The following is a 20480-nucleotide window of genomic DNA, read 5'->3' as shown; positions in this document are numbered from 1 at the left end:
CGCAATTATTGTTTTGATTATAATAGACAATTAAATGAAATGTCTATTTTTATTTGTGAGCGAGTGCAAGCGTGGATACTGAGAGCATGTGGTGAAAAAAGTAGCATATATTTTGATGAGACTGGAAAGATGGGTGAGATCAATATGAAGCGAATCGGAACGCAGCATTGGAGCATCATAAAGAGCTTGTTACCTCCTACGGCAGAACTAGTAGTCATGCCAAAGCCGCACGATCAACCAGCTGTTATCATCGCTGATCTCGATGGAGATAATCATCAGGAAATAGCCTGTGTTTATCGCAACCAGGGCGAAATGTACGTCATGGTCGCCAAGCAGGATGAGAATCGCTGGCATCCAATCGGCAATTTCAAAGGACAAGGTTATACGGTTTCCGATTTATTGGCTGCTCCCATTGTCGATGCCCAAATGAATAGCTTATTGATTGGGTGGCAAATAGGCGGGGTATGGTCGAATATAGATATTTTGCAGTGGACGGCGAATGGATTTATGCACATGCTCCATCAGGAGACTCGAGCAAGCAGGGTTGAGGTGGAAGACATGCCGGGGGTTAATGGAACGGATGGCAACGCTGAGCTTGCGCTGTGGCTACATGATAGCGGAAAAGCGTTTCAAGTAGAGGTGTATAGGTGGGACGCAGGAAATTTGGTAATCGCAGACGATGTCTATCCCTATTATTTTCAGAAGATGGTTACCTACTATGAGTCTGTCCTAGAAGAGCGCGATTCGGCGAGGTATTGGTACTACCTAGGTGACGCGCAAAGAAAAGCAGGGATGCATGCTCAAGCTTTTCAATCCATCGAGCGAGCATTGCAGTTTCCCAATCCGTATCCTTCTCGGGAGGCTTTGCTTCGTCGGAAGAAAGAGTTGGATGCAGCAAAAAGAAAAAACTAAAAAAGCACCCATGGAAGGGTGCTTTTACTCTATGAGGGGGAATCGTTGTTTCCTTATTGCACTTTATAAGACATCAAAATTTCTTGCGCAAGCGGCTTCCACTCTTCCATTTGTGCTTCGGTGCAATTGAAAGTGGTCATCAGCATTTTGCCATCGAGCTCTGTAAAGAAAATGAGGTTGTAAATTTTCGTATCAGCAGCAGGAGTCAGCATCTCGAACACACCAACGTTTTTCCCGTTGATTTGGATGACTTCATCGCGATACCAGGTCGCATCTTGGTACATGTTGGAGAACGCTTCTTTCATTGGGTCCTTCATGTCTTTGAGAAGGCTGTCCTGAATAGGTGTTTCTGTATGGCTAAACGCAATGTTAATGGAACCTTTTTCATCGGTATAAATCAAGGAAGGACGATTTTCCGTTGGGTATTTTGCTTTTGCCATCTCTTCGGACATGACAGTAAAGCCTTTTGGAATCAAGATTTCCACTTTGTCGTTCAGAACCTTTTTCGCTTCCAGCTTGTCGTTTGTTGCAGCTGGCGCTGGTGTAGCCGAATCTGTTTTTGGAGCATCAGTTGTTTTAGCGGCTTCTGTGGTTTGTGCTGCATTTTGCTCAGCTGGCTTTGTATCAGCTGGCTTGTTCGAACAAGCAGAGACAGCCAAAATGGAGAGCAACAAAGCTACGGATACTAGTTTTTTCATCTGAATAGATCCACCTTTTTATACATAATTGGAAAACTACGGAATTTCCTTTCCGATTCTATCATGGGGTGTATAATACTGGAAATAGGGTAGGTTAATTGTGAATATTCCAACAAAAACCCCCTCTCTTACATAATCAAGGGTACTAGGACTAAATACACCCATTCAAACAAAAATAAAATGGGTGTATTTTCCTATTTTCATATATTGTTTGTCGAAATATAGCGGTTGCGAATCTTCTCTCCCAAATATTGAACCGCAAAACGGACAAATGCCCAGTTCCATCCCATATAACTACCGACACTGCAAAGTTTTCCGATTATGATGATTACGGCATCGACGGTAACTGGCAGCTCCTGAAAATGTTTGAAGCGCAAAAACGGGTGTACAGTCCGACCCCTCGAGCAGAAGCTTTCGTTATCATGGATACCCGTACAAACGATTTGAGTAAAGTAATGATCCAAAATCCAGATTGGGTGTCGAAAAAGCTCCCTGCCGAGAAGAGGGCAAAAGAGAAAGCAGCCGCTTTCCTGAAACAGCTGGTGGGCGATCAAGCGAGCCAGTATAAAGAAGAGGCAAAGGTCGAGCAGGGCGGTGGTGGTGCCAATTTTGAAGACTACGATTATGGCTTTGTGACAGCAGATGTGACGTTCCGTCCAGCCGATGGCAAGGGGATCACCATTTCTGTGGATGAAGCCGGTCGTATTGTAGGCTTTCAGTACGGGGAATAAGGTTAAGTATCAACCTGACAGCTGTCGTTTTGTGCGATGGTTGTTTTTATGTTTCATACGAAACAAAGTCGCCATTGCTGGCGACTTTGTTATGTTTATTAGTTTGGCAACACGTAAGTATATACGGAATAGTTGAAGTTGTTATTATCGTAATCGTAAGAGTGTCCTTCAACTTTAAAAGTGTATTCTTTTCCAGCAACTAAATTTACATCGAAATAGTCTTTCGTTAAAGTAGTCTCGTTTGAACCCAATATTAGTTTGAATTCTTGCTTATTAGCTTTGGAGTAGGCGATTTGAAAACGGACTTTTTGATTTACGGTAGGAGTAAACTTGAAGTAATCTTGCTGGTCTCCGTTATGTCTATCCAGTTTACCGTTAATTTGGTTTCCATCAGCTACATGAAAAACATTTGCAGTGTCTCTGGTATTGTTTGGTTCATTATCAGGGTATACGGCAGCAAATGCGGATGCAGATACACTTAATACGAGTGTTAGGGCAAGTAGACCAGTAGTAGCAAACTTTTTCATGTAAATTCCTCCTGAGTATGTAAAATTTGGGACAAGAACAAGATATCAATTATTTGGATAATTGTAAATATATGTTAATCATGTTCACTAATCTTTCACATTTAGTGATAAGGAAGACTCACTGAAATTTATATAAAACGACAAAAAGCATTCGCAATACGAATGCTTTTTACGTGAAGCTAGTCATTGGTTTTACCCTATAAAACGAATAATCTCTTCCTTCGCTTGTCTCGTTTTCGCACGGGGTTCATTTTTCCGGTAGCCAAATGCCACCATACAAGCGACGCCGAAGCGTTCTCTGTCGAGGAGTCCCTCCGCTGCTAGGATATCCTCGACCTTTTCTTTTGCAAAGCCTTCAATGGGGCAAGAATCAATGCTGATCATGGCAGCAGACGTCATCATATTGCCAAGTGCGATGTAGGTCTGTCTGGATGCCCATTGGAACATGACTCGCTCGTCGTCAAACAAGGCGAAATCATTTTTCAGGAAGTGATCGTAAGCAGCGCCTTTTTGTTGTACGACGTTTTCCGGCAATTCTTGCGTGTCTTTCATCATATGCTGGATATATTCGGAATCAGCGGTCATTTCTTGTTTGGTCCGCGCCAGTACGATGACGAAATGGCTTGCAGTCGGCAGTTGTTTTTGCGCACCCCATGTGACGGGTAACAGCTTTTCTCTAAGAACCGGATCTTGCAGCACGAGGAAGTTCCATGGTTCAAAGCCAAAGGAGCTAGGCGACAGGCGAGCAGTCTCCATAATAAAATCAAAGTCTTCATTCGCAATTTTTTTAGCTGCATCAAACTCCTTGCAGGCATGTCTGAATTGATAAGCTTCTATGATTTGATCTTTACGCATGATGTCATACCTACTTTCGAATAAGTTTATGAAACCGTTGATAGAAAATGGGTGTTTTACAAAACTGAGCATACCGAATACACTAAAGAAAAGTAAGTACGCACTTTTTCGGTTAATACTTACGAAAAGGGAAGTGAGTGGGATGAAGAGGCCATCGATGATGTACCTATTAAATGGCAAGGAATATCCTTGCCCGATCGAGCTTGCCGTCTCGGTTTTTGCGGGAAGATGGAAGATATCGATCATTTGTCAGTTGCTCCGAGGGAAAAAAAGGTACGGTGAGTTAAAGAAAAATATAATCGGTGTGAATCATAAAATGCTGGCAGAACAATTGCGGGAGTTGGAGGAAGCAGGAATCGTCAAGCGTGAAGTGTATCCTGTCGTTCCACCAAAAGTAGAGTACGAACTGACCGAGCTAGGGAAAGGCTTGGGACCTGTCATTGATTATTTGCGAGAGTGGGGAGCTCATTTTCAAACAGATGCTACAGAAGAGTCTCTATCTACTGCTCAAGGGTCATGAAAACCGCCACCTGAAAGGGTGGTTTTTTTATTTTGTAACCTCCCTGTGTTTTTTCCGACTATTACATAGGACAAAAAACAAACACAAAATTCCTTGGGAGGGAACAACTGTGAAACATACAAAGAAATTGGCAAGTACGTTACTCATGGCAAGTCTGTTGGCGACAACCCCGCTATGGCTGCAACATCCAACGATGATCGTACAAGCTGAGACCATTCAAGGACAGGGAGTGAAGCTCTCACCAGCAGCAGAAAAAACACTCCAGACGCTCTACGCCATCCAGCCTGAATTAAAAAGCATGGACAAAAAGATTAACGGACCGAAAAACGGTGTGTACGAGCTGCGCTATGACAAAGGAATTGCCCCAGGCAAGATGGAGCTGTATGCCATGGTGGGGCTGGATGCAACGACAGGTGCTTTGCATAGCTACGAAAACGAACAGGAAATGCAGAAGCAAAACAATCAGCCATCGGAGGCGGTTGCCAAACAAAAATCCGCGGCATTTTTGCAGAAGCTCCTGGGCGATGATTTCAAAAAGTACAAAGCCACTCAAACAACCAAGGGCGAATGGGATGCTGTCACCTACACGCGCCACGAGCATGGTGTACCTGTTTTCACCGATCGTTATGTCGTTGGCGTCAACAGTTCGAGTGTCATGTACGTGAACACGTTTGAAGGTGCCCCGCTCCGAGCAGCCTCCTCCTTGTTTGCCAAGCCAGGAAAGGTATTGTCCAAAGAAGAAGTGACTGGGAAAGTCGCTGCGCTCATGGAGCTCACTTATTCCGCTCATAAAAAGGAGACAGGAAAGCCGACTTTGAAATACTCGCTGGAGTCGACCGGATACTTGGATGCTGTGACAGGAGAAGAAATCGAGAGTGCCTATTCCCTTAAAAGCCGTTACTCGGATGTCATAGGGGTCAAGCCAGGCGGCAAGAAGTTCACAGTCAGCAATGCCGATGAAGCTACAAAGGTGCTGACAGAAGAATTTCAAATGAAAATGGATGGAATCACGTTAGAGACGGATACACATACCCCAGCGGAAATGAAAGGGGAAGGGGAAACGATTTACAAGTCCAAAGGAAGAGACGGCAGTATCACGGTCTATACGCACAACAACGAAGTGACCGGCTTCCAGGTCCGTGGAAAAGTCGAGATGGCCCATACCATACAGCATGGCAACAATCCGGCGAATGCCCAGCTTTCATACGAGCAAGCCAAGGAAAAAGCGGTTCAGTTTTTGCAACCGTACCTCGACGCTAGTGTGAAAGAGCTGAAGATCGATCAGACCAAGATCATGATGCCTTCTGCAACGGCATACAGTTTCAGTTTCTACGCCTTGCATGACGGTGTGGTCGTGACAGACCAGCAATACCTCGTCAACGTAGACGGACAGACCGGGGAAATCGTGAATTTCATGGACTACTTTACGAAGCCTGCTGCTCCTTTCCCGGACAAAAAGACCGCCATTTCCAAAGAAGCAGCCGCCAAACAGTTTTTGAAAGACCGACCAGCTGTGCTCGGGTACATGTTCCCTGTTCAGAACGAGAAGGTGCAAGCAAAGCCAAGTCTGGTTTATTCTATCGACACGGTCTCTTACTTCTTGCTTGACGCGGTAACAGGAAAATCATTCAAATAATCGTATTCGATCCCGCTTCCCATTATGAGGGGCGGGATTCCATCATGTCCTGTCGCGAGAAGAGGAGGAGGAAGCCTTGGATGCTCGAGAAGATCGAGGTCAGCAAGACATATCAGGGATATACAGGATGTATTCCAAAGAAGTCTATCAGTATCTCTATCATTTTATCGGAAGTCGGGAAGCCGCAGAGGATTTGACCCAAGAAGTGTTTGTACGCGTCATTAAATCCTTGCACAGATTTGAGGAGCGCTCGAGTATGCGCACTTGGATTTTACATATTGCCAAGCATGTCGCCATCGATGAATACAGAAAGAAACGGCTGCAAACGATTTTTGCCGGGACATTGCTAAAGCTGTTGCCCAGCTCAGAGGGGTTGCCGGAAAAAGAGTTGCAGGATAAAGAGGAACGTACTCATTTTGAAAAAGCGCTACTGCAACTAAAGCCCAAGTACCGAAACGTCATCGTATTGCGGGGAATTAGAGAGTATACGGTGAAGGAAACAGCGGAAATTCTCGGCTGCACAGAGGCGAAGGTCAAGGTAGACTTTCACCGCGCGATGAAGATGGTAAAAGAAACGGCGTTACACATTTATGAAAAGGGGGATGGTGTGCATGAAATTTCCTAGCGATGAAGAAGTGTTACAGGAATTTCGGAACAGACCGGATGCAGTCCCCCGCAGCGAGTTTTTGCACACATTGGAAAGAAAGCTGGTCGAGGTCGATCAACAGCATCGCAGCAGAAGCAAAACGCGACGCACGACAATTCGACTGGGATTATCCGCAGCGGTGCTGCTAGCAGTCTTTTTGCTGGCGCCGATTTTTACCCGGCTGATTACCAATCCGGAATCCATCATGACGACGCAGCCAGAAGTTCCGCTCGTGTTGAAAGGTCAGCAGCTGAAGCTGGCGGAAGTATCCCCTGCCGCGAAGCAAACCTTGGAAAAGCTGTTCAATCTCGTTCCGGAACTAAAGACGATGGAACCCAACGTCATCGGAAAAGAAGATGGGATCTATGAAATTGTCTTCTATCAAAAGGAGCAAGGAAAGGAACAACGGTATGCATCTGTGGAGATGGTGGCAGCCACGGGGAAAATGAGCCGCTACGAAAATGAGAGAGCGTTGAATGAAGGGGCCCCTTCGCCTACAGAAGAACAAGCGAAGCAAGTATCTGCTGCCTTTTTACAAGCGCTGTTGGGAGACGAATTCAAACAGTACCAATCGAGTCAGACCAGCGGCAATGATTGGGATGCGGTGACCTATACGCGCTATGCAAATGGGTTGCCCGTTTTCTCGGACCGATACGTCGTTGGCGTCAACAGTAATATCGTCACATATGCCAATACGTTCGAAGCTGCGCCACTGCAAATATCGTCGAAGTCGTTTGCTGAACCGGACGCTGTATTGTCCGAAGAAGAAATCACAGCGAAAGTGGCGTCGCTCATGGAGCTTACCTATTTTGCGAGTTCGAGACATAATGGGAAGCCATCGCTGACGTTTTCTCTCCAGACGACTGGATATGTGAATGCGGTGACAGGAGAAGAAGTATGGGGGGAAGCGTCACATAAAAGCCGGTACTCCGCTGCCATCCCGGTAACGCCTGGAAGTAAGAAGGTCGCTGTGCAAACAGAGGAAGAAGTGGCGAAGGCTGTGACGGAACAGTTTCAGGTGAATCTGGACGGATTTCTCCTCACTGGTGGTAGGAAGACGATGAAGGGCGAGCAGATGACGACCTACAAGGCCAAGGAAGGGCTAGGCAGAGTCACTGTCTACTCAAACGACGGGGTAATTACAGGCTTTCAGGTGCGCCGCAGTAAAGAGACGGCCAGCTCCACACAGCATCAGAACCATCCAGTAAATGCCCAGCTTAGCTATGAGGAGGCCAAGGAAAAAGCAGTTCAGTTTTTGCAGCCTTATCTGGACAGCAGTGTGAAGGAACTGAAAATCGATGAGACCCAGATGTCGATGCCTTCTGCAACGGCTTACAGCTTCACTTTTTACGCCCTTCATAATGGCGTGATCGTTGCTGACCAGCATTACCTCGTCAATGTGGATGGGCAGAACGGGGAGATTGTCAATTTCATGGACTACTTCACGAGTCCGACTGAATCCTTCCCGGAATTGGATACAGTCCTATCGAGGGAAGAAGCAGCCAAGCGATTTTTGCAGAGTCATCCGGTTGAATTGGGGTATGTGCTTCCAGTAGCAGATGGGAAGCTGCAACAAAAGCCACTTCTGGTTTATACGGTGGACACGATTTCTGGCTTTAGGCTGGATGCAGTAACAGGAAAGGCATTCAAATAATGATAGGTGATCCCGCTTCTCATCATGAGGGGCGGGATTTTTTTGGCTAATTATAAAAAAATCCCCGATTTATAGAAAAAGTTAACATGTTGACAAAATTTACCAATATTGTAGGTAAGGGTATTCTGGTTGTTCTGTATAGATGATCTGTCCATTCATCCTATGTATGAATCTGGTGCAGTTATCAACAGAATTTTCCGCCTGCCATAGAAAGGGGGGCGTTCTTCATGAATCTATAGAGGGAACCATTCCCACAGGAGAACAACTTCTAAAACAGGAGGAATGGCTATGAAAAAAAGTTTTAAATGCCTGATCACGTCTGTTTTTTCTTTGATTTGTGTTTTGTACTTTCAAACGGACGTTTTTGCCGCACCCGCATACGATGGAGTTGTCAAAATGAAGCAACCGTCAGGTGAATCGTTTCAAGCCGTGATGCATGGAGATGAATGGTTCCATTGGGCAAGCACAAAGGATGGCGATGTACTTTTACAAGATCAGGAGGGGTATTGGAATTACGCTGAACTTACATCAGATGATCTGAAATCGACGGGGAAAAAATATAAAATTGACAAAAAGCCTTCAAAAGCGGTAAGTGAGAACAAATTGATGAAATGGATAAATAAGTACGACCCTCAAGCAAATAAAAAACAGGAGTTCATGAATGAGCTGCAAAATGAATTTTCGGGATTGCCAGAGAATATTGACGGAAGTGTCACGCCAGTTTCAGGAACCCCAAAATTGCTTGTTTTGTTAATTGGGTTTACAGATGTTGATATCGCATATAGCGCCAACGATTGGAGCAACAAATTCTTTTCTGCAAATCAAAAGTCAGTAAAGCATTACTATAATGAAGTGAGTAATGGAAAAGCACAGATCACTCCAGCATCCGAAATATATGGTACGCAAAATGATGGAGTTGTGAAAGTAAGATTAGATTACGCTCATCCGGATACATCGGGAAAAGACATTAGGACGGTTATAACAGATGCACTGGATAAAGCAGATCCTCAGGTGAACTTTGCTAGTTTTGATACCAATAATGATCAAGTCATCGACTCCAAAGATGGCTTCTACATTGTAACTGTTCTGGCTGGTAATGAAGAGGCTAGTGGTGGTGCAGTGCCAAATATTTGGGCACATCAGTGGTATGCTCCCAACACAAATCATGATGGTGTTACAGTATCAGGTATGTATACGACGCAGGGTGAAAAACAATTTGGTCATATGGCAACGATGGGTATCACTGCTCATGAATTGGGTCATTCCTTGGGCCTTCCAGATCTCTATGGTGCTAATAATCATGTGGGTGGTCTAAGTATAATGGCAAATGGAACCTGGAATAATCTCCAAGGGGAAGATCCTGGAACTACACCTACTCATATGGATGCCTGGTCAAAAGGAAAATTAGGATTTGTCACACCAACTGTAGTAAATGCCACTAACAATTTTACGCTACAAGCCATCCCGAATCATTATAATGTTTTAAAGGTTCCTTTAAAGGATAATACGTATTTTTTAGTTGAGAATCGCGAAAAAGTTGGATATGATGCTAGCTTGCAAACAGATTCTGGTGGCATCGCGGTTTGGCACATTGATGAATCCATGAATAATAACACGAATGATCCTCATCCTTTCATTGACATAGAGCAATCCGTGAGCGAATACCAAGACCCATTCTATTACACGAATAATAATCATGCTGCTTCCTTTAGTCCAGACACCAATCCGAACAGTAATACCTACACTGGAGAAAAATCGGGAGTAACGATTACGACGACAAGCACAAGTAATTCTGCCATGAATGTGAATGTGGCAGTCACAGCAGGAGAAGCTAGTCTGATTCCGCAAACGAATTGGACGCTAAAATATGTAGACAGCGATGAATTGTACAATGAAGCCCCGAAAGCCTTTGATGGAAACAACAGCACGTTTTGGCACACGAAATGGAGCCCCGTAGCTCCAATGCCGCACGAGATTCAAATTGACTTGGGTGCAACGTATAGCCTTTCCAAATTCAGTTACCTGCCCAGACAAGATGGTCAAGTGAACGGAACGATCAAGAACTATGAGTTCTACGTCAGTAGTGATGGAGTGAATTGGGGAACAGCTGTAGCCATAGGTACCTTTGCAAATGATACGACGTTAAAAGAAGTCAGCTTTGCAGCCAAGACAGGTCGCTATATTAAACTGCGTGCCTTAAGCGAGGTAAACAATAACCCATGGACAAGTGCGGCCGAACTCAATGTATTTGGGCAATAATGAGAATTGGGCACATTGGATGGATATTCGATTAACGAAGGTTGAATAGAAGGATGAGGACACGAGCGGGAGCATCAGGTGAGGATGCTCCTTTTTTATGGTTGATTTTCATTTTATTAAAAAATACTTGAATAAAATTAAAGTTTTCATTAATATAATGAAAGACAGGAGGCGAGGCGATTCATGGAACGCGACGAAATTCCATCTTGGGTGTTAGCTCTGGACAAGGAGACCCTCGAATTTATCAGGAAGTTTATTATCAGTTCGGGCTCTCTCAAGGGTATGGCTGATGAGTACGGTGTATCGTACCCAACAGTTCGGGCCAAGCTCGACCGAATCATTAAAAAGATCGAATTACATAGCAAGGAAGCGGAAGTAGAGTTCGTGCAAATGATCAAAAACCTAGTCATTGACGAACGGATGAGTTTGGAGGTAGCCAAGCTCGTTATTGAAAAATACAAACAAGAAAGAGATGAAAACAGATGAGTATGGGGATGATTCAATTTTTGGTTGGGCTCGGTATTGTGGGGATGCAAAATTTACTCGGCAGACTGAATCACGCTTATTGGGGGGCTATTTTCCCAGGCTTCTTTTTGGCGTACCTGGTCTACGGTTATGTTACTGGTTTATTTAAAGAAGGCAGTGAACTGACGTTGATCTTGGTAGCAATTGGAGGGATCGCGATTCTATCATTGGCTTGGTCGGAAGGTAGAAGAGCGATGAAGGCGAAGAGGAAGAAAGAGATGGAGAGAATGGAGTTGCTTGATTTGTAGTTACTGGAACCACCTGAATAGGGTGGTTTTTGTTTTGATAATAGTAGCTGTTGTGGGGGAAGAAGCGCATTTCCAGTCTACGCTTCGGCCTACGCCCTGCAAGGGGGGATTGACTGTCCGCTCCGGAATAAATGGCGGGAGCGCTTCAAACGTAGAAGATTCGATGCAGGATTCCATAAGTGAAGCTGAAAACCCCCGCCATTTATTCCTGCGCTGGGGCGGGCTCCAGAGGCGCTTCGACTGGAAATGCGCTTCTTCTGATGCAACTTTTGTGAACCATCTTAAAAGCAGATTCACGGGGATTCATATAATATCTTCCCGTCTCAAAGTGTTGAGAAAACAAAAAACAGTCCCCACAGAATGTATTCCGCAGAAACTGTTTTCAAGCTTCACGCTTACTTCATAAATTTCGCTACCCCATTAAAAATCCATTCCGCACCATCTCCCGCGGAGCGCTGAAACAATTGCTCAGAACCGTTCATTTCTGCATACTGCTGTTCCTCTGCGGTAATCGGGATCATCCATAACAGATTCACAGGATCGCTTGCCATGAGCGGAAGTGGAATGGTTGGTGCATCCTCAGGCTTTGCGAGCAGCATGGAGGAGAAGCGGCTGTTGATTTGACTGATTTCCTGGCACGGAATGGTGTGACCTTGTGCGAGGAAGGTCATATACGACCACGGCAGAGAGGTTTGGCCACTGATGTAGGCCAGCAATTGCTGTTCGTTTTGGGCAAGCCATTTGGTTTCGCAGGCAAAGGCTAGCTCGAATCGGCGTAATTGCTCTGGCTCTTCTGTATACTGCTCGACTTTTGGCTGGCGCAATATGGACACGCCGAGGGTCATCGCATAGGTAACTTCACCTTTTTCGATGGTTACCAATGCTTTCGGGGGCCAGTGACCGCCGTCAATGCCGTAATACTGTTTAACTGGGCCGAGAGTCGAGGTAATCGCGTCCATGAACTGCTGCTGGATGTCAGGCCAAGGGTTGCCATCCCAGCTCGTCCAAAAATGCTGGGCAGCCTCGATACGGGCAAACATGGCGTTCGTTTCTGGTGTTCCCAGTGGAAAGCATAAATGAGATTCTCCGGTGCAATCTCGTGCATACGAAGGATAGTGCGAGCCGTCCGGGGAAGGGCCAGCCCAGCTGGGAATCACACACAGCACCTCATCCTCATACAAAAGTGCCGCTGCATCACCTTCCTCCAGCCAAACGATCGAGAGCCGTTCCGGGTCCAGCCTGTCTGCTCCATCCGGATGAGCGCAGCAATCGCGTGGCAGCATGGGAGCTTGACCATCCTGCATGGCATCGAAATCGATCGAGTCCGGTGCAGGTCCGTAATTTCTTACCCAACAAGAGCGAATGCTGGCATGCTCCTCACCGGGATAATCCCACAAATAAAAAAAGACGCCGTTCTCATCCTCTTCGACAAAAGCTTGAATCGGACAAATGGGAGAGAACTCCTCTAATAGGATGTTTTTCATAGGTTTCACCTTCAATCATCGTGGTAGATTCGCCGATAACTATAAAGATTCGTGCTTGATTAAACAGGGTTAGAATACCATAATTGACTATTGATTACAAAATTCAGCACCTTGAAAATGTTTGCTCAGCAAAGGAGGTTGCCAGATGAATCAATGCACCATCTATGTCTCCATCCAACAATGCGAGAAAGTCGTCGCTGCGATTGTCGAGGCTTTTCGTGATCAATTGGTAGAGGTATCCGCAGACGAGCGGGCCGTGACCGTGACAGATAAAAAATGGTTTAGCAAGAGCAAGATCACCTTCAATCTTATGCGCGAGGATGATGACCAAGAAGACTTTCTTCAGATGAAAAAAGGGATGTACGGTTACTTCGCACAGATTGAAACGGCCCACGAGAAGGTCCAGCAAAAGCTGTTGTACCAAATTACAGCGCTCAATGTGGCGGTAGGAATTGTAGCGAGTAAGGAAATCGACCAGAAGACGTTTGCGGCCATTATGGCGATTGCCGAAGAAGTACACGGGATCGTCTTTCTCCCTACCGGAGACATGCTCGATAAGCAAGGAAGGTTGATTCTCAATACGGCAGGAGAGTCCGAAGTGGACGATTTTCTGGTGACGGTCAGCGTAGACCTGATCGATGGACATATTCAGCCCTCCCAGTCAGGAGAAGCGCGCAAGGAGCGGAGCATCGAGCTATTGCAGGAGCAAGGCATTCCGTACATCCAGCATCTTCCTGTCATCGTAGGCGACGAGGACGCTGTCATCAGGAGCAAGGATGAGATGGTTCAGCGAGCGATTGCTCTATGCTTGATTGCGGTATATGCCGGAGGGATCGCCGAAAACGGACAAATCAAGGAAGAGCGGGAGTTCATCGAGGGAATTATTGAGCAGTTTGGCGCTGCTGAATTCTTTACGGAAAAAGAGAGAGACTTCTTGAAGGATCCTCAGCCAGACCGAACCGATATGATTCAGATGGTATGGATGTACGAATGCTACTGGGTACTGCTGTGGGCGCTCGGGTATGTGGAAGAGCTCCATTTCCCTGATAAAATTTGTGATGTGAACACCGCGATTGATGCTCTCAGAAGCGCAGGTGACTATGACACCTTCTACGGCAATGCGGTGGTGAGAAGCAAACAGGAGATTCTCGACCAAGCAGATTTAATCTATCGCTATGACTGGGCATGCGTGGATGCGCGCATCAACAATCGCACGGTTGCAGGCGGTTTGAATGACGAAGTAGTCGTAGAAAGACACAGAGCATTGAATTGGCTGGTTCGTTACATGGAGGATGACTGGGATCATGTGTCGATGGATACATAGGCTATATTCGCGAAAAAGTGGAGCACCTTGTGTGATCTTCTTAGCAGGAATGGGCGATAGCGGTGAGACATGGCAGATCGTTCAAGACCGCATCTCGCAGGAAGCGTCTACCTTATCCTACGATCGGGCGGGTATTGGCAGGAGTCCAGCGGTAGCGGTCGTCCCCCGGACTTGTCGCGATCTGGTGGAGGAGCTATACGATTTGTTGCAGGAGATTGAGGTGGAGGCGCCTTGTATCTTAGTCGGACATTCTTTTGGCGGTTTGGTCGCTAGACTGTTTGCTAGTCTATATCCGCAGCTTGTTTCAGGGATAGTTTTGGTTGATGCTGCTCCCGAATATAAGGAGCTCGCATATGAAAAGGTTCTGCCTGACAACCTGATCGCAGCCAATAGAGAATATTATGAGAATCCGATGCTCAATCGAGAAAAGATCGATAAGATACGGAGCTATCAAGAGATCGTAGACTATTTTCGGCAAAGTGACATACCTGTCTCGATTATCACGAGAGGCTTACCGGACGTGTGGGACGAGGAATGGCCGAACGAGGAAATCTTAACCATTGAACAACGTCTGCAAGCCGATTTCAAGAGACTTTCAACCTCAAGCAAGCAAAGAATGGCTACTCGCAGCGGGCATTATATTCATCACGATGAACCAGATATCGTGATCGAGGAAATCTTGATCATGTTGAGAGCGGTTGAACACGTCAGCGATACAAGAACCCAGCTCATGCTGGATCTGCAAAGATTGGAGCAGGAACAATACCAGTTGCGTGAAGGGGAACAACTGCAAGATTTCGTCGGACTATTGCTGCAATATATTGGTGACCCTGACCCGGAATTGCGGGATAACCTCATCTACCCGGCATTCTATGAGTGGATTCTCGATGAGAACCAGCTGACAGAAGCACAATTGCGTAGCCTCCTGCGAGAACTGACCGACGAAAAGCATTTGTTCTATCAGATCGGAAGCGATGGTGACCCAGCCGTATTTACGAGGACATTCTCTTCGTTGCCGATTGCATTGATTTTGCGCCGTCACAGACAGAAGCCTTTTTTGGCGCTAGCTGATTTCCAACACGTGAGAACTGCCATGCTCCGCTATTTTCAAGAGGAGAAGGATTTGCGCGGCTATTTGTTCGAGGGAGGCTGGGCTCACAGTACAGCTCACGGTGCAGACGTATTCGTAGAGCTGGTACAGTGCCCAGAAAGCGATGAAGCCGTACAGCGAGACGTTCTTCGTGCGATCCAGGGCGTGCTGCATAACGAGAAGCACATTTTCAATGAGGAAGAGGACGAACGACTCGCGAGCATCGTAGATATCATGATAGACAAAGGTTTGCTTACCGAGCAGGAGCTCGCTGACTGGATCAATAGTTTAGCAAGCTGTGCCGAGCTTCCAAAAAGTCGTGCTCAAGTTATCGCTAGAGTGAACAGCAAGAATTTTCTGCGCTGTCTTTATCTAAGAAGGGCACGAGATAGCCGGGAAAATGATCTGGCGGCTGCCATGCTTACTGCCGTAACGAAATGTAACAGATTTGCGATCACGTAATGGATGAAGGTTGATACCGTGACAGACGGTATCAACCTTTTCTTTTTTATATTAAGTTTTAAAAGTAGCGGTCAACCAACAAAGCTGGTGAGAAGAAAAAGCGCAGGGCTCGTAGACCTTGACAACGCCTACCCAGTCGGAACTAAAAAAAGGGGACCTGCTTGTCGAACACTTCTTCTTCGAGATACTTCCGCCCGTAGGGTGGCTTTGGCTCGACGGTCCCCTTTTTTTAGTGTAGACGAACAGTCAATCTCCCTTGTGGGCGTGTCAGAGTCGAAGAGAACTGCGCTTTTTCTTCTCCTCCACTGATTGACAATCACCTGTTAGTACTATATAGTTCTAATCATGAAACGAACCTCAAACCGTGACCATGTCATCGCCACTGCATCCAATTTGTTTTTGCAAAAAGGACTCATGAATACCAGCATGGATGACGTCGTAGCACATAGCAAAGTCTCCAAGTCCAACATTTACTACCACTTCAAAAGCAAGGAGGAGCTCGTTGTAGCTGTACTCGGCTACAGAATCAACGTCCTGAGAGGAGCACTGGAAGCCATTTTGCAACGGACAGACCTGTCTGTTTCCGCACGGGTAGGGCTGATTTTTACCACCATCGCAGAGGAACTGGAGGGCCGCTCCTGTGTAGGAGGCTGTCCGATCCTTTCCTTGCTGTCGGCGCAAATACCAGAGGTCAAAGCGCGAATCAACGAGTTCCTGATCGAATGGCAGAACCTAGCGGAAAAGCTGCTCGTGGAGGGAATCGCCCGTGGGGAATTCAAGGAAAATATCTCGATTCAGCAAACGGCAGTCTTGCTCGTGACCATTGTGGAGGGAGCGATGCTCATGGCTGAATCGCAGGGTCATGCACAGGTACTCATAGGCGCAGGTCAGACACTTCTGCACTTGATTCAAGTGTAGGATTTTTTTGAAGTAAATTAGTACTGATTAGTACTATAAATATAAAGGAGGCAGAAACAATGGCTGTCGTTTTTGTAACCGGTGCGACTGGATTTATCGGCAAGGAGGTAACAAAACAGCTGGCACGAGCTGGTCATACCGTGCTGGCGCTGGTTCGTTCGCCTGAGAAGTGGGATGAATTGCTGATGCAGATGACACCTACAGAGAGGTCTAATTGCAAGGCCGTGCGGGGTGATTTGCGAAAGGAGGGCTTGGGATTATCAGCGAGCGATTACCGCCAGGTATTGCGCGCAACTGTCATCATCCATGCAGGTGTCCCGATGGATATTTCGATGGATGAAACGGTGGGGAGAGACGTGATTTTACGAGGAGTAACTCATCTCACAGCAGTAGCAAACGAATTGCATAAACAACAGCGTCTGCAAAAGCTGATTCATATCGTTGGCTACATGAGTCCGTTTGAAGATGAGAGCGGGAAGTTGGGGACAGATGTTTTTGCGCCAACCGATCTTTTACGAGAGGCAGGGGGCTACGAGAAATACAAGTTTCTGGCCGATCTATACCTTAGACAAGAGGCGTATCAAAAAGGAATGCCGCTGGTCGTGGTGAATCCGAGTACGATCATAGGCCCAAGAAGCACCGGGACCACAGAACAAACAGATGGATTGGGGCTCGTGATCAGCTCCATGCGGCGTGGTAAGTTCCCTGTTCTTCCCGGTGGCAAGGAGTGGTGGTTGCCTTTGCTGGCCGTCGACGATTTAGCCGAGGTCATTGTGGGAATTGTAGAGGCAAATTACATCGAACATCAAACGTATTACGCCTTAAATGAGCGTAGTGCGACGCCAGCTTTTTCGGAGTTAATTTTGTTGATGGCCAAAGAATTACGGATGAAGCCACCAGTGATTCCTTTCCCGGTATCGGTCTTGAAAAAAATTCTCCATAACGGCGGCAGCCGCTTGCTCGGGGTACCTGCCAATTCGATGGATTTTATCGTAAAGAAAGACTTCCCGCTCGCTCCCTTTCAGCAAATGAAAGCGAAAAAAGGCCTCGATGATTACGACGTAGCGGCTTATCTTCCCAGTGTGATTGCCGATCTGGACTATCGTTTGTCGGTCAAGGATCAGAAAGTGCCTCCTCACTTTCACCGAGAGCAAATCGCAGGCATGGCCGCGTACAAGAAAGAAGGCTCGGGTACTCCGTGGCTGCTCGTGCATGGGCTTTTCAGTGAGATGAGCGATTTACTTCCGCTCGCTGAACAGCTGGGCGAACAGGCAGTATGGTTATTGGATTTGCCCGGGTTTGGCAGATCACCCTATCACCATCACGAAAAACCGATCGAGGGCTTTATCGAGGCAGTGGCCGAGGCATTGCGGCAGCTACCGTCCCCGGTTCATCTTGCAGGACATTCATTTGGCGGGTTTTTGGCGTGGGAGGCAGCAAAGCGAGTACCGGAAAAAATCGAGAAGCTATACCTTTTGCAGCCGCCCCTGCATGCGCCGAAGTATTCTTTGCTGCTGGCGGGATTGGGAAAAAGTCCAGCCCTCCTTCAGCGTTTTTTGCAAAAGCAGGTAACGCCAGCCAAATTGGAAAAAGCAATGCTTGAGCAAGGGGTATTTCAGTCCACGGAGGAAATGCCAAAAGGCTATGTAGACAGGGCAGGTAAGCTCCTGCAATCCCCACGCATCAGCAAGACGCATACAGACGTTCTGCGCTATTTGATGAATGAATTCCGGCAAATGGGAGCGACACAGCCTTTCCCTTTTCCAGTCCAGATCGTATGGGGAACACAGGATAAAACGTATCAGCTGACAAAAGAAACAGAGGATGCATTCAGGGGAGCAAATGTAGAGATCGAAAGGCTCTCCGTCGCGCATCATTTTCCGCTCAGTCATCCACAGCTAACGGCAAATGTATTGCTACAGATGAGGTACGGCAAGGAATGAGGACGGAACGATTCTTCAGAAGGGGCATGGTAGAAAGGGACCATGCTCTTTTTGAATGAAGTAAGAAAAAAACAAGTTGAACTTTCTGTAAATTTGAAATAGACTATTTTTAACTAATAACGACACTATAACGACAAATGTCGTTAGTGATGAAAAAGGGAGGAGAACAAAGTGCCGGAACGCAACAGGAAGAAGCTAGTTCATACCGTTTCTCACATCTGGGTGAAGACCTCATGAAGCAGTATATAGTGAAGCGCTTATTGTCGGGCATCATTGTCCTGTTTGGACTCTCCGTTTTTACATTTCTGCTCATTCATCTCATCCCGGGTGACCCTGTGCGGATCATGCTAGGGCAGCGGGCGACTGTGGAACAAATCGAATCGCTTCGCGGAGAGCTGGGCTTGAACAAACCTTTGGTCGTCCAGTATCTCGACTATGCTTCTGGCGTTTTGAAAGGGGATCTCGGCACTTCCCTGAAAACGGGCCGGCCTGTCAGCACAGAAATTGCTGATCGTTTTCCCGCGACAGCAAAAATGGCAGTAGCCAGCCTCGTGGTGGCAGTTGTGATCGGTATCGGGCTGGGTGTCCTAGCGGCGAAATACAAGGATACACCCATCGATGGAGCGATTATGACCTTTTCCACCTTTGGTATGTCTATACCCGGCTTTTGGTTGGGCTTACTCGTTATCCTTGTTTTCTCCGTCCATTTGGGCTGGTTTCCGATTGCGGGAGGGACGGGGCTAAAAGACATGGTTCTTCCAGCGTTTACCTTGGGGACATTGATGGCGACGGCACTTAGCCGACTCACTCGTGCTGGCATGGTAGAGGTTTTGTCCAATGACTATATCCGAACAGCACGTGCGAAAGGGATGAATGAACGAATTGTGCTGCTGCGGCACGCTTTTCGCAATGTGATGATTCCGATTGTGGCTGTCATTGGCCTGGAGCTGGCTGGCTTGCTGGGTGGGGCTGTGATTGTCGAGCAGGTTTTTGGCTGGCCGGGAGTGGGTACTTTGGCGATTCAAGCAATTAGCTCGCGGGATTTTCCGATGATTCAAGGAACGACGTTGTTTATTGGAGCTGTATATGTCCTCGTTGTCATTTTGATTGATGTCTTGTACGCGATTCTCGATCCTCGTATTGACTACGCCGCGAAGGAGGGGGTGTAGCGTGTTCTGGAGCAAGCAATGGTCCATGCCTCGTTTGGAATTATGGGAGAAGATCATGCAGCAAAAGAAAGCGAAATACAGCTTCCTGATGATGCTCTGCATCGTTTTGCTGGGAATCATCGGGCCGTGGATAGCTCCACATGATCCTACGAAAACGTACTACGAAGCATTTATGCAAGGGCCGTCGAAAGACTTTTGGCTAGGGACAGATGCGATTGGCCGCGATATTTTATCCCGGATGCTGTACGGAACACGAGTGACACTGACCGTAGCCGTGCTAGCGTCTGTCATGACGTTTGTAGCAGGAACGCTGATAGGTGTGACATGCGCTTACCTCGGAGGAATTGTTGACAATCTGATCATGAGAATCATGGACATCATGCTGGCGTTGCCCGGTATTGTGCTTGCTCTAGCCATTGTAGCTGTACTCGGACCGAGTCAGGAAAATGCGATGATCGCGATCGGAATATCATCGATTCCGGCCTTTTCGATTCTGATTCGTGGTGCGGCACTCTCCATCAAGCAATCCGGCTATGTGGAAGCAAGTCGCTCCATCGGCAGCTCGAATTGGTGGATCATTACGCGCCAGTTCATTCCGAACATCTCGAACGTGCTGATCGTCTATACGACCATGTTTATTGGCAGTGCCATTTTGGGGACCTCGGCACTGGGCTTTATCGGTTTGGGTGCCCAGCCTCCTACACCGGAGTGGGGAACGATGCTGAATGAAGGGAAGAATTACTTGCGAGAAGCTTGGTGGCTCGCTACGTTTCCCGGTCTTGCGATTACGGCAGTCGTTTTTACGGTGTATCTGCTCGGGGATGCTTTGCGGGATATCTTTGATCCCAAATCATAGTTGGCGAGCTTCCGTTCCCGAAA

General features: G+C 46.9%; 19 protein-coding genes and 1 pseudogene. 16 read left to right on the top strand and 4 right to left on the bottom strand.

All coding sequences use genetic code 11. The features are described 5' to 3' along the window. The first annotated feature begins 129 nt into the window (after positions 1–129). Entirely contained in the window at positions 130–912 is a 783-nt protein-coding gene (locus HPY28_RS18865) for a tetratricopeptide repeat protein (RefSeq protein WP_174226165.1), read from the top strand. A gap of 53 nt (positions 913–965) precedes the next feature. Here HPY28_RS18865 and HPY28_RS18860 read toward each other — a convergent pair whose 3' ends face one another. After that, positions 966–1610: a hypothetical protein gene (locus tag HPY28_RS18860; RefSeq protein ID WP_017251743.1), complete on the bottom strand. Its 645-nt coding sequence runs from the start codon at positions 1608–1610 to the stop codon at positions 966–968. 422 nt (positions 1611–2032) lie between these two features. Between HPY28_RS18860 and HPY28_RS18855 the strand changes: the two genes are divergently transcribed. After that, positions 2033–2341, top strand: coding sequence for a hypothetical protein (locus HPY28_RS18855; RefSeq protein WP_174231159.1), 309 nt, complete (start codon positions 2033–2035; stop codon positions 2339–2341). A gap of 98 nt (positions 2342–2439) precedes the next feature. Here HPY28_RS18855 and HPY28_RS18850 read toward each other — a convergent pair whose 3' ends face one another. Beyond that, the gene (locus HPY28_RS18850) at positions 2440–2868 is read right to left on the bottom strand and encodes a hypothetical protein (protein WP_017251745.1); all 429 of its coding nucleotides are present in this window, start codon (positions 2866–2868) and stop codon (positions 2440–2442) included. 192 nt (positions 2869–3060) lie between these two features. Then, positions 3061–3723 carry an NAD(P)H-dependent oxidoreductase gene (locus HPY28_RS18845; protein ID WP_174226167.1) on the bottom strand — a complete coding sequence of 221 codons (663 nt, stop codon included), beginning with the start codon at positions 3721–3723 and terminating at the stop codon, positions 3061–3063. 157 nt (positions 3724–3880) lie between these two features. Here HPY28_RS18845 and HPY28_RS18840 point away from each other — a divergent pair, with 157 nt between their 5' ends. From HPY28_RS18840 to HPY28_RS18810, 7 genes are all read left to right on the top strand, one after another. After that, a complete protein-coding gene (locus HPY28_RS18840; protein ID WP_174231158.1) occupies positions 3881–4243 on the top strand; it encodes a winged helix-turn-helix transcriptional regulator in 363 nt (120 codons plus the stop codon). Between the two features lie 109 nt (positions 4244–4352). Further along, on the top strand, positions 4353–5879 hold the full coding sequence (locus HPY28_RS18835; RefSeq protein ID WP_174231157.1) for a YcdB/YcdC domain-containing protein: 1527 nt from the start codon (positions 4353–4355) through the stop codon (positions 5877–5879). A gap of 76 nt (positions 5880–5955) precedes the next feature. Beyond that, positions 5956–6504: an RNA polymerase sigma factor gene (locus HPY28_RS18830; protein ID WP_017251749.1), complete on the top strand. Its 549-nt coding sequence runs from the start codon at positions 5956–5958 to the stop codon at positions 6502–6504. Further along, a complete protein-coding gene (locus HPY28_RS18825; RefSeq protein WP_174231156.1) occupies positions 6491–8179 on the top strand; it encodes a YcdB/YcdC domain-containing protein in 1689 nt (562 codons plus the stop codon). The genes HPY28_RS18830 and HPY28_RS18825 overlap by 14 nt, the downstream gene beginning before the upstream one ends. 288 nt (positions 8180–8467) lie before the next feature. Beyond that, a complete protein-coding gene (locus tag HPY28_RS18820; protein ID WP_174231155.1) occupies positions 8468–10438 on the top strand; it encodes a M6 family metalloprotease domain-containing protein in 1971 nt (656 codons plus the stop codon). 183 nt (positions 10439–10621) lie between these two features. Then, complete coding sequence (locus HPY28_RS18815) at positions 10622–10924, top strand: DUF2089 family protein (RefSeq protein ID WP_017251752.1); 303 nt, start codon at positions 10622–10624, stop codon at positions 10922–10924. Continuing rightward, positions 10921–11211 carry a hypothetical protein gene (locus HPY28_RS18810; protein WP_174231154.1) on the top strand — a complete coding sequence of 97 codons (291 nt, stop codon included), beginning with the start codon at positions 10921–10923 and terminating at the stop codon, positions 11209–11211. Before HPY28_RS18815 ends, HPY28_RS18810 begins: the two co-directional genes overlap by 4 nt. 395 nt (positions 11212–11606) lie before the next feature. Here HPY28_RS18810 and HPY28_RS18805 read toward each other — a convergent pair whose 3' ends face one another. Next, entirely contained in the window at positions 11607–12695 is a 1089-nt protein-coding gene (locus HPY28_RS18805) for a suppressor of fused domain protein (protein ID WP_174231153.1), read from the bottom strand. A 145-nt stretch (positions 12696–12840) separates the two neighbouring features. On the opposite strand from HPY28_RS18805, the gene HPY28_RS18800 reads away from it, so the two are divergent. The 7 genes and pseudogenes from HPY28_RS18800 (at position 12841) to HPY28_RS18770 (ending at position 20457) form a co-directional block, all read left to right on the top strand. After that, positions 12841–14019 (top strand): DUF4272 domain-containing protein, encoded by a 1179-nt coding sequence (locus tag HPY28_RS18800; RefSeq protein WP_174231152.1) that lies wholly within the window; start codon positions 12841–12843, stop codon positions 14017–14019. Further along, positions 14000–14713 (top strand): annotated as a pseudogene (locus HPY28_RS30510) (alpha/beta fold hydrolase); the annotation flags it as partial. The gene HPY28_RS18800 and the pseudogene HPY28_RS30510, both read left to right, overlap by 20 nt. A gap of 36 nt (positions 14714–14749) precedes the next feature. Continuing rightward, entirely contained in the window at positions 14750–15571 is an 822-nt protein-coding gene (locus HPY28_RS18790; RefSeq protein WP_173623928.1) for a DUF2785 domain-containing protein, read from the top strand. A gap of 345 nt (positions 15572–15916) precedes the next feature. Next, on the top strand, positions 15917–16489 hold the full coding sequence (locus tag HPY28_RS18785; RefSeq protein WP_173623873.1) for a TetR/AcrR family transcriptional regulator: 573 nt from the start codon (positions 15917–15919) through the stop codon (positions 16487–16489). Positions 16490–16548: 59 nt separating this feature from the next. Beyond that, positions 16549–18432, top strand: coding sequence for an alpha/beta fold hydrolase (locus tag HPY28_RS18780; RefSeq protein ID WP_174231151.1), 1884 nt, complete (start codon positions 16549–16551; stop codon positions 18430–18432). A 233-nt stretch (positions 18433–18665) separates the two neighbouring features. Beyond that, positions 18666–19601 carry a nickel ABC transporter permease gene (nikB, locus tag HPY28_RS18775; protein WP_026043338.1) on the top strand — a complete coding sequence of 312 codons (936 nt, stop codon included), beginning with the start codon at positions 18666–18668 and terminating at the stop codon, positions 19599–19601. Between the two features lies 1 nt (position 19602). After that, positions 19603–20457 (top strand): ABC transporter permease, encoded by an 855-nt coding sequence (locus tag HPY28_RS18770; protein WP_017251761.1) that lies wholly within the window; start codon positions 19603–19605, stop codon positions 20455–20457. Positions 20458–20480 lie beyond the last annotated feature (23 nt).

The sequence above is a fragment of the Brevibacillus sp. HB1.2 genome (assembly GCF_013332495.1).
GTDB lineage: Bacteria > Bacillota > Bacilli > Brevibacillales > Brevibacillaceae > Brevibacillus > Brevibacillus porteri.
Note: the sequence above shows the minus strand (reverse complement) of the source record. Positions and strands in the feature narration are given on the sequence as shown.

What these genes read in the sequence shown, in the direction of transcription:
- HPY28_RS18800 (WP_174231152.1), top strand. Translation starts at nt 12,841, where the DNA reads ATGAATCAATGCACCATCTATGTCTCCATCCAACAATGCGAGAAAGTC.
- HPY28_RS18790 (WP_173623928.1), top strand. Translation starts at nt 14,750, where the DNA reads ATGCTGGATCTGCAAAGATTGGAGCAGGAACAATACCAGTTGCGTGAA.
- HPY28_RS18820 (WP_174231155.1), top strand. Translation starts at nt 8,468, where the DNA reads ATGAAAAAAAGTTTTAAATGCCTGATCACGTCTGTTTTTTCTTTGATT.
- HPY28_RS18845 (WP_174226167.1), bottom strand. Translation starts at nt 3,723, where the DNA reads ATGCGTAAAGATCAAATCATAGAAGCTTATCAATTCAGACATGCCTGC.
- HPY28_RS18810 (WP_174231154.1), top strand. Translation starts at nt 10,921, where the DNA reads ATGAGTATGGGGATGATTCAATTTTTGGTTGGGCTCGGTATTGTGGGG.
- HPY28_RS18855 (WP_174231159.1), top strand. Translation starts at nt 2,033, where the DNA reads ATGGATACCCGTACAAACGATTTGAGTAAAGTAATGATCCAAAATCCA.
- HPY28_RS18780 (WP_174231151.1), top strand. Translation starts at nt 16,549, where the DNA reads ATGGCTGTCGTTTTTGTAACCGGTGCGACTGGATTTATCGGCAAGGAG.
- HPY28_RS18850 (WP_017251745.1), bottom strand. Translation starts at nt 2,868, where the DNA reads ATGAAAAAGTTTGCTACTACTGGTCTACTTGCCCTAACACTCGTATTA.
- HPY28_RS18840 (WP_174231158.1), top strand. Translation starts at nt 3,881, where the DNA reads ATGATGTACCTATTAAATGGCAAGGAATATCCTTGCCCGATCGAGCTT.
- nikB (WP_026043338.1), top strand. Translation starts at nt 18,666, where the DNA reads ATGAAGCAGTATATAGTGAAGCGCTTATTGTCGGGCATCATTGTCCTG.
- HPY28_RS18860 (WP_017251743.1), bottom strand. Translation starts at nt 1,610, where the DNA reads ATGAAAAAACTAGTATCCGTAGCTTTGTTGCTCTCCATTTTGGCTGTC.
- HPY28_RS18805 (WP_174231153.1), bottom strand. Translation starts at nt 12,695, where the DNA reads ATGAAAAACATCCTATTAGAGGAGTTCTCTCCCATTTGTCCGATTCAA.
- HPY28_RS18815 (WP_017251752.1), top strand. Translation starts at nt 10,622, where the DNA reads ATGGAACGCGACGAAATTCCATCTTGGGTGTTAGCTCTGGACAAGGAG.
- HPY28_RS18785 (WP_173623873.1), top strand. Translation starts at nt 15,917, where the DNA reads ATGAAACGAACCTCAAACCGTGACCATGTCATCGCCACTGCATCCAAT.
- HPY28_RS18825 (WP_174231156.1), top strand. Translation starts at nt 6,491, where the DNA reads ATGAAATTTCCTAGCGATGAAGAAGTGTTACAGGAATTTCGGAACAGA.
- HPY28_RS18865 (WP_174226165.1), top strand. Translation starts at nt 130, where the DNA reads ATGGGTGAGATCAATATGAAGCGAATCGGAACGCAGCATTGGAGCATC.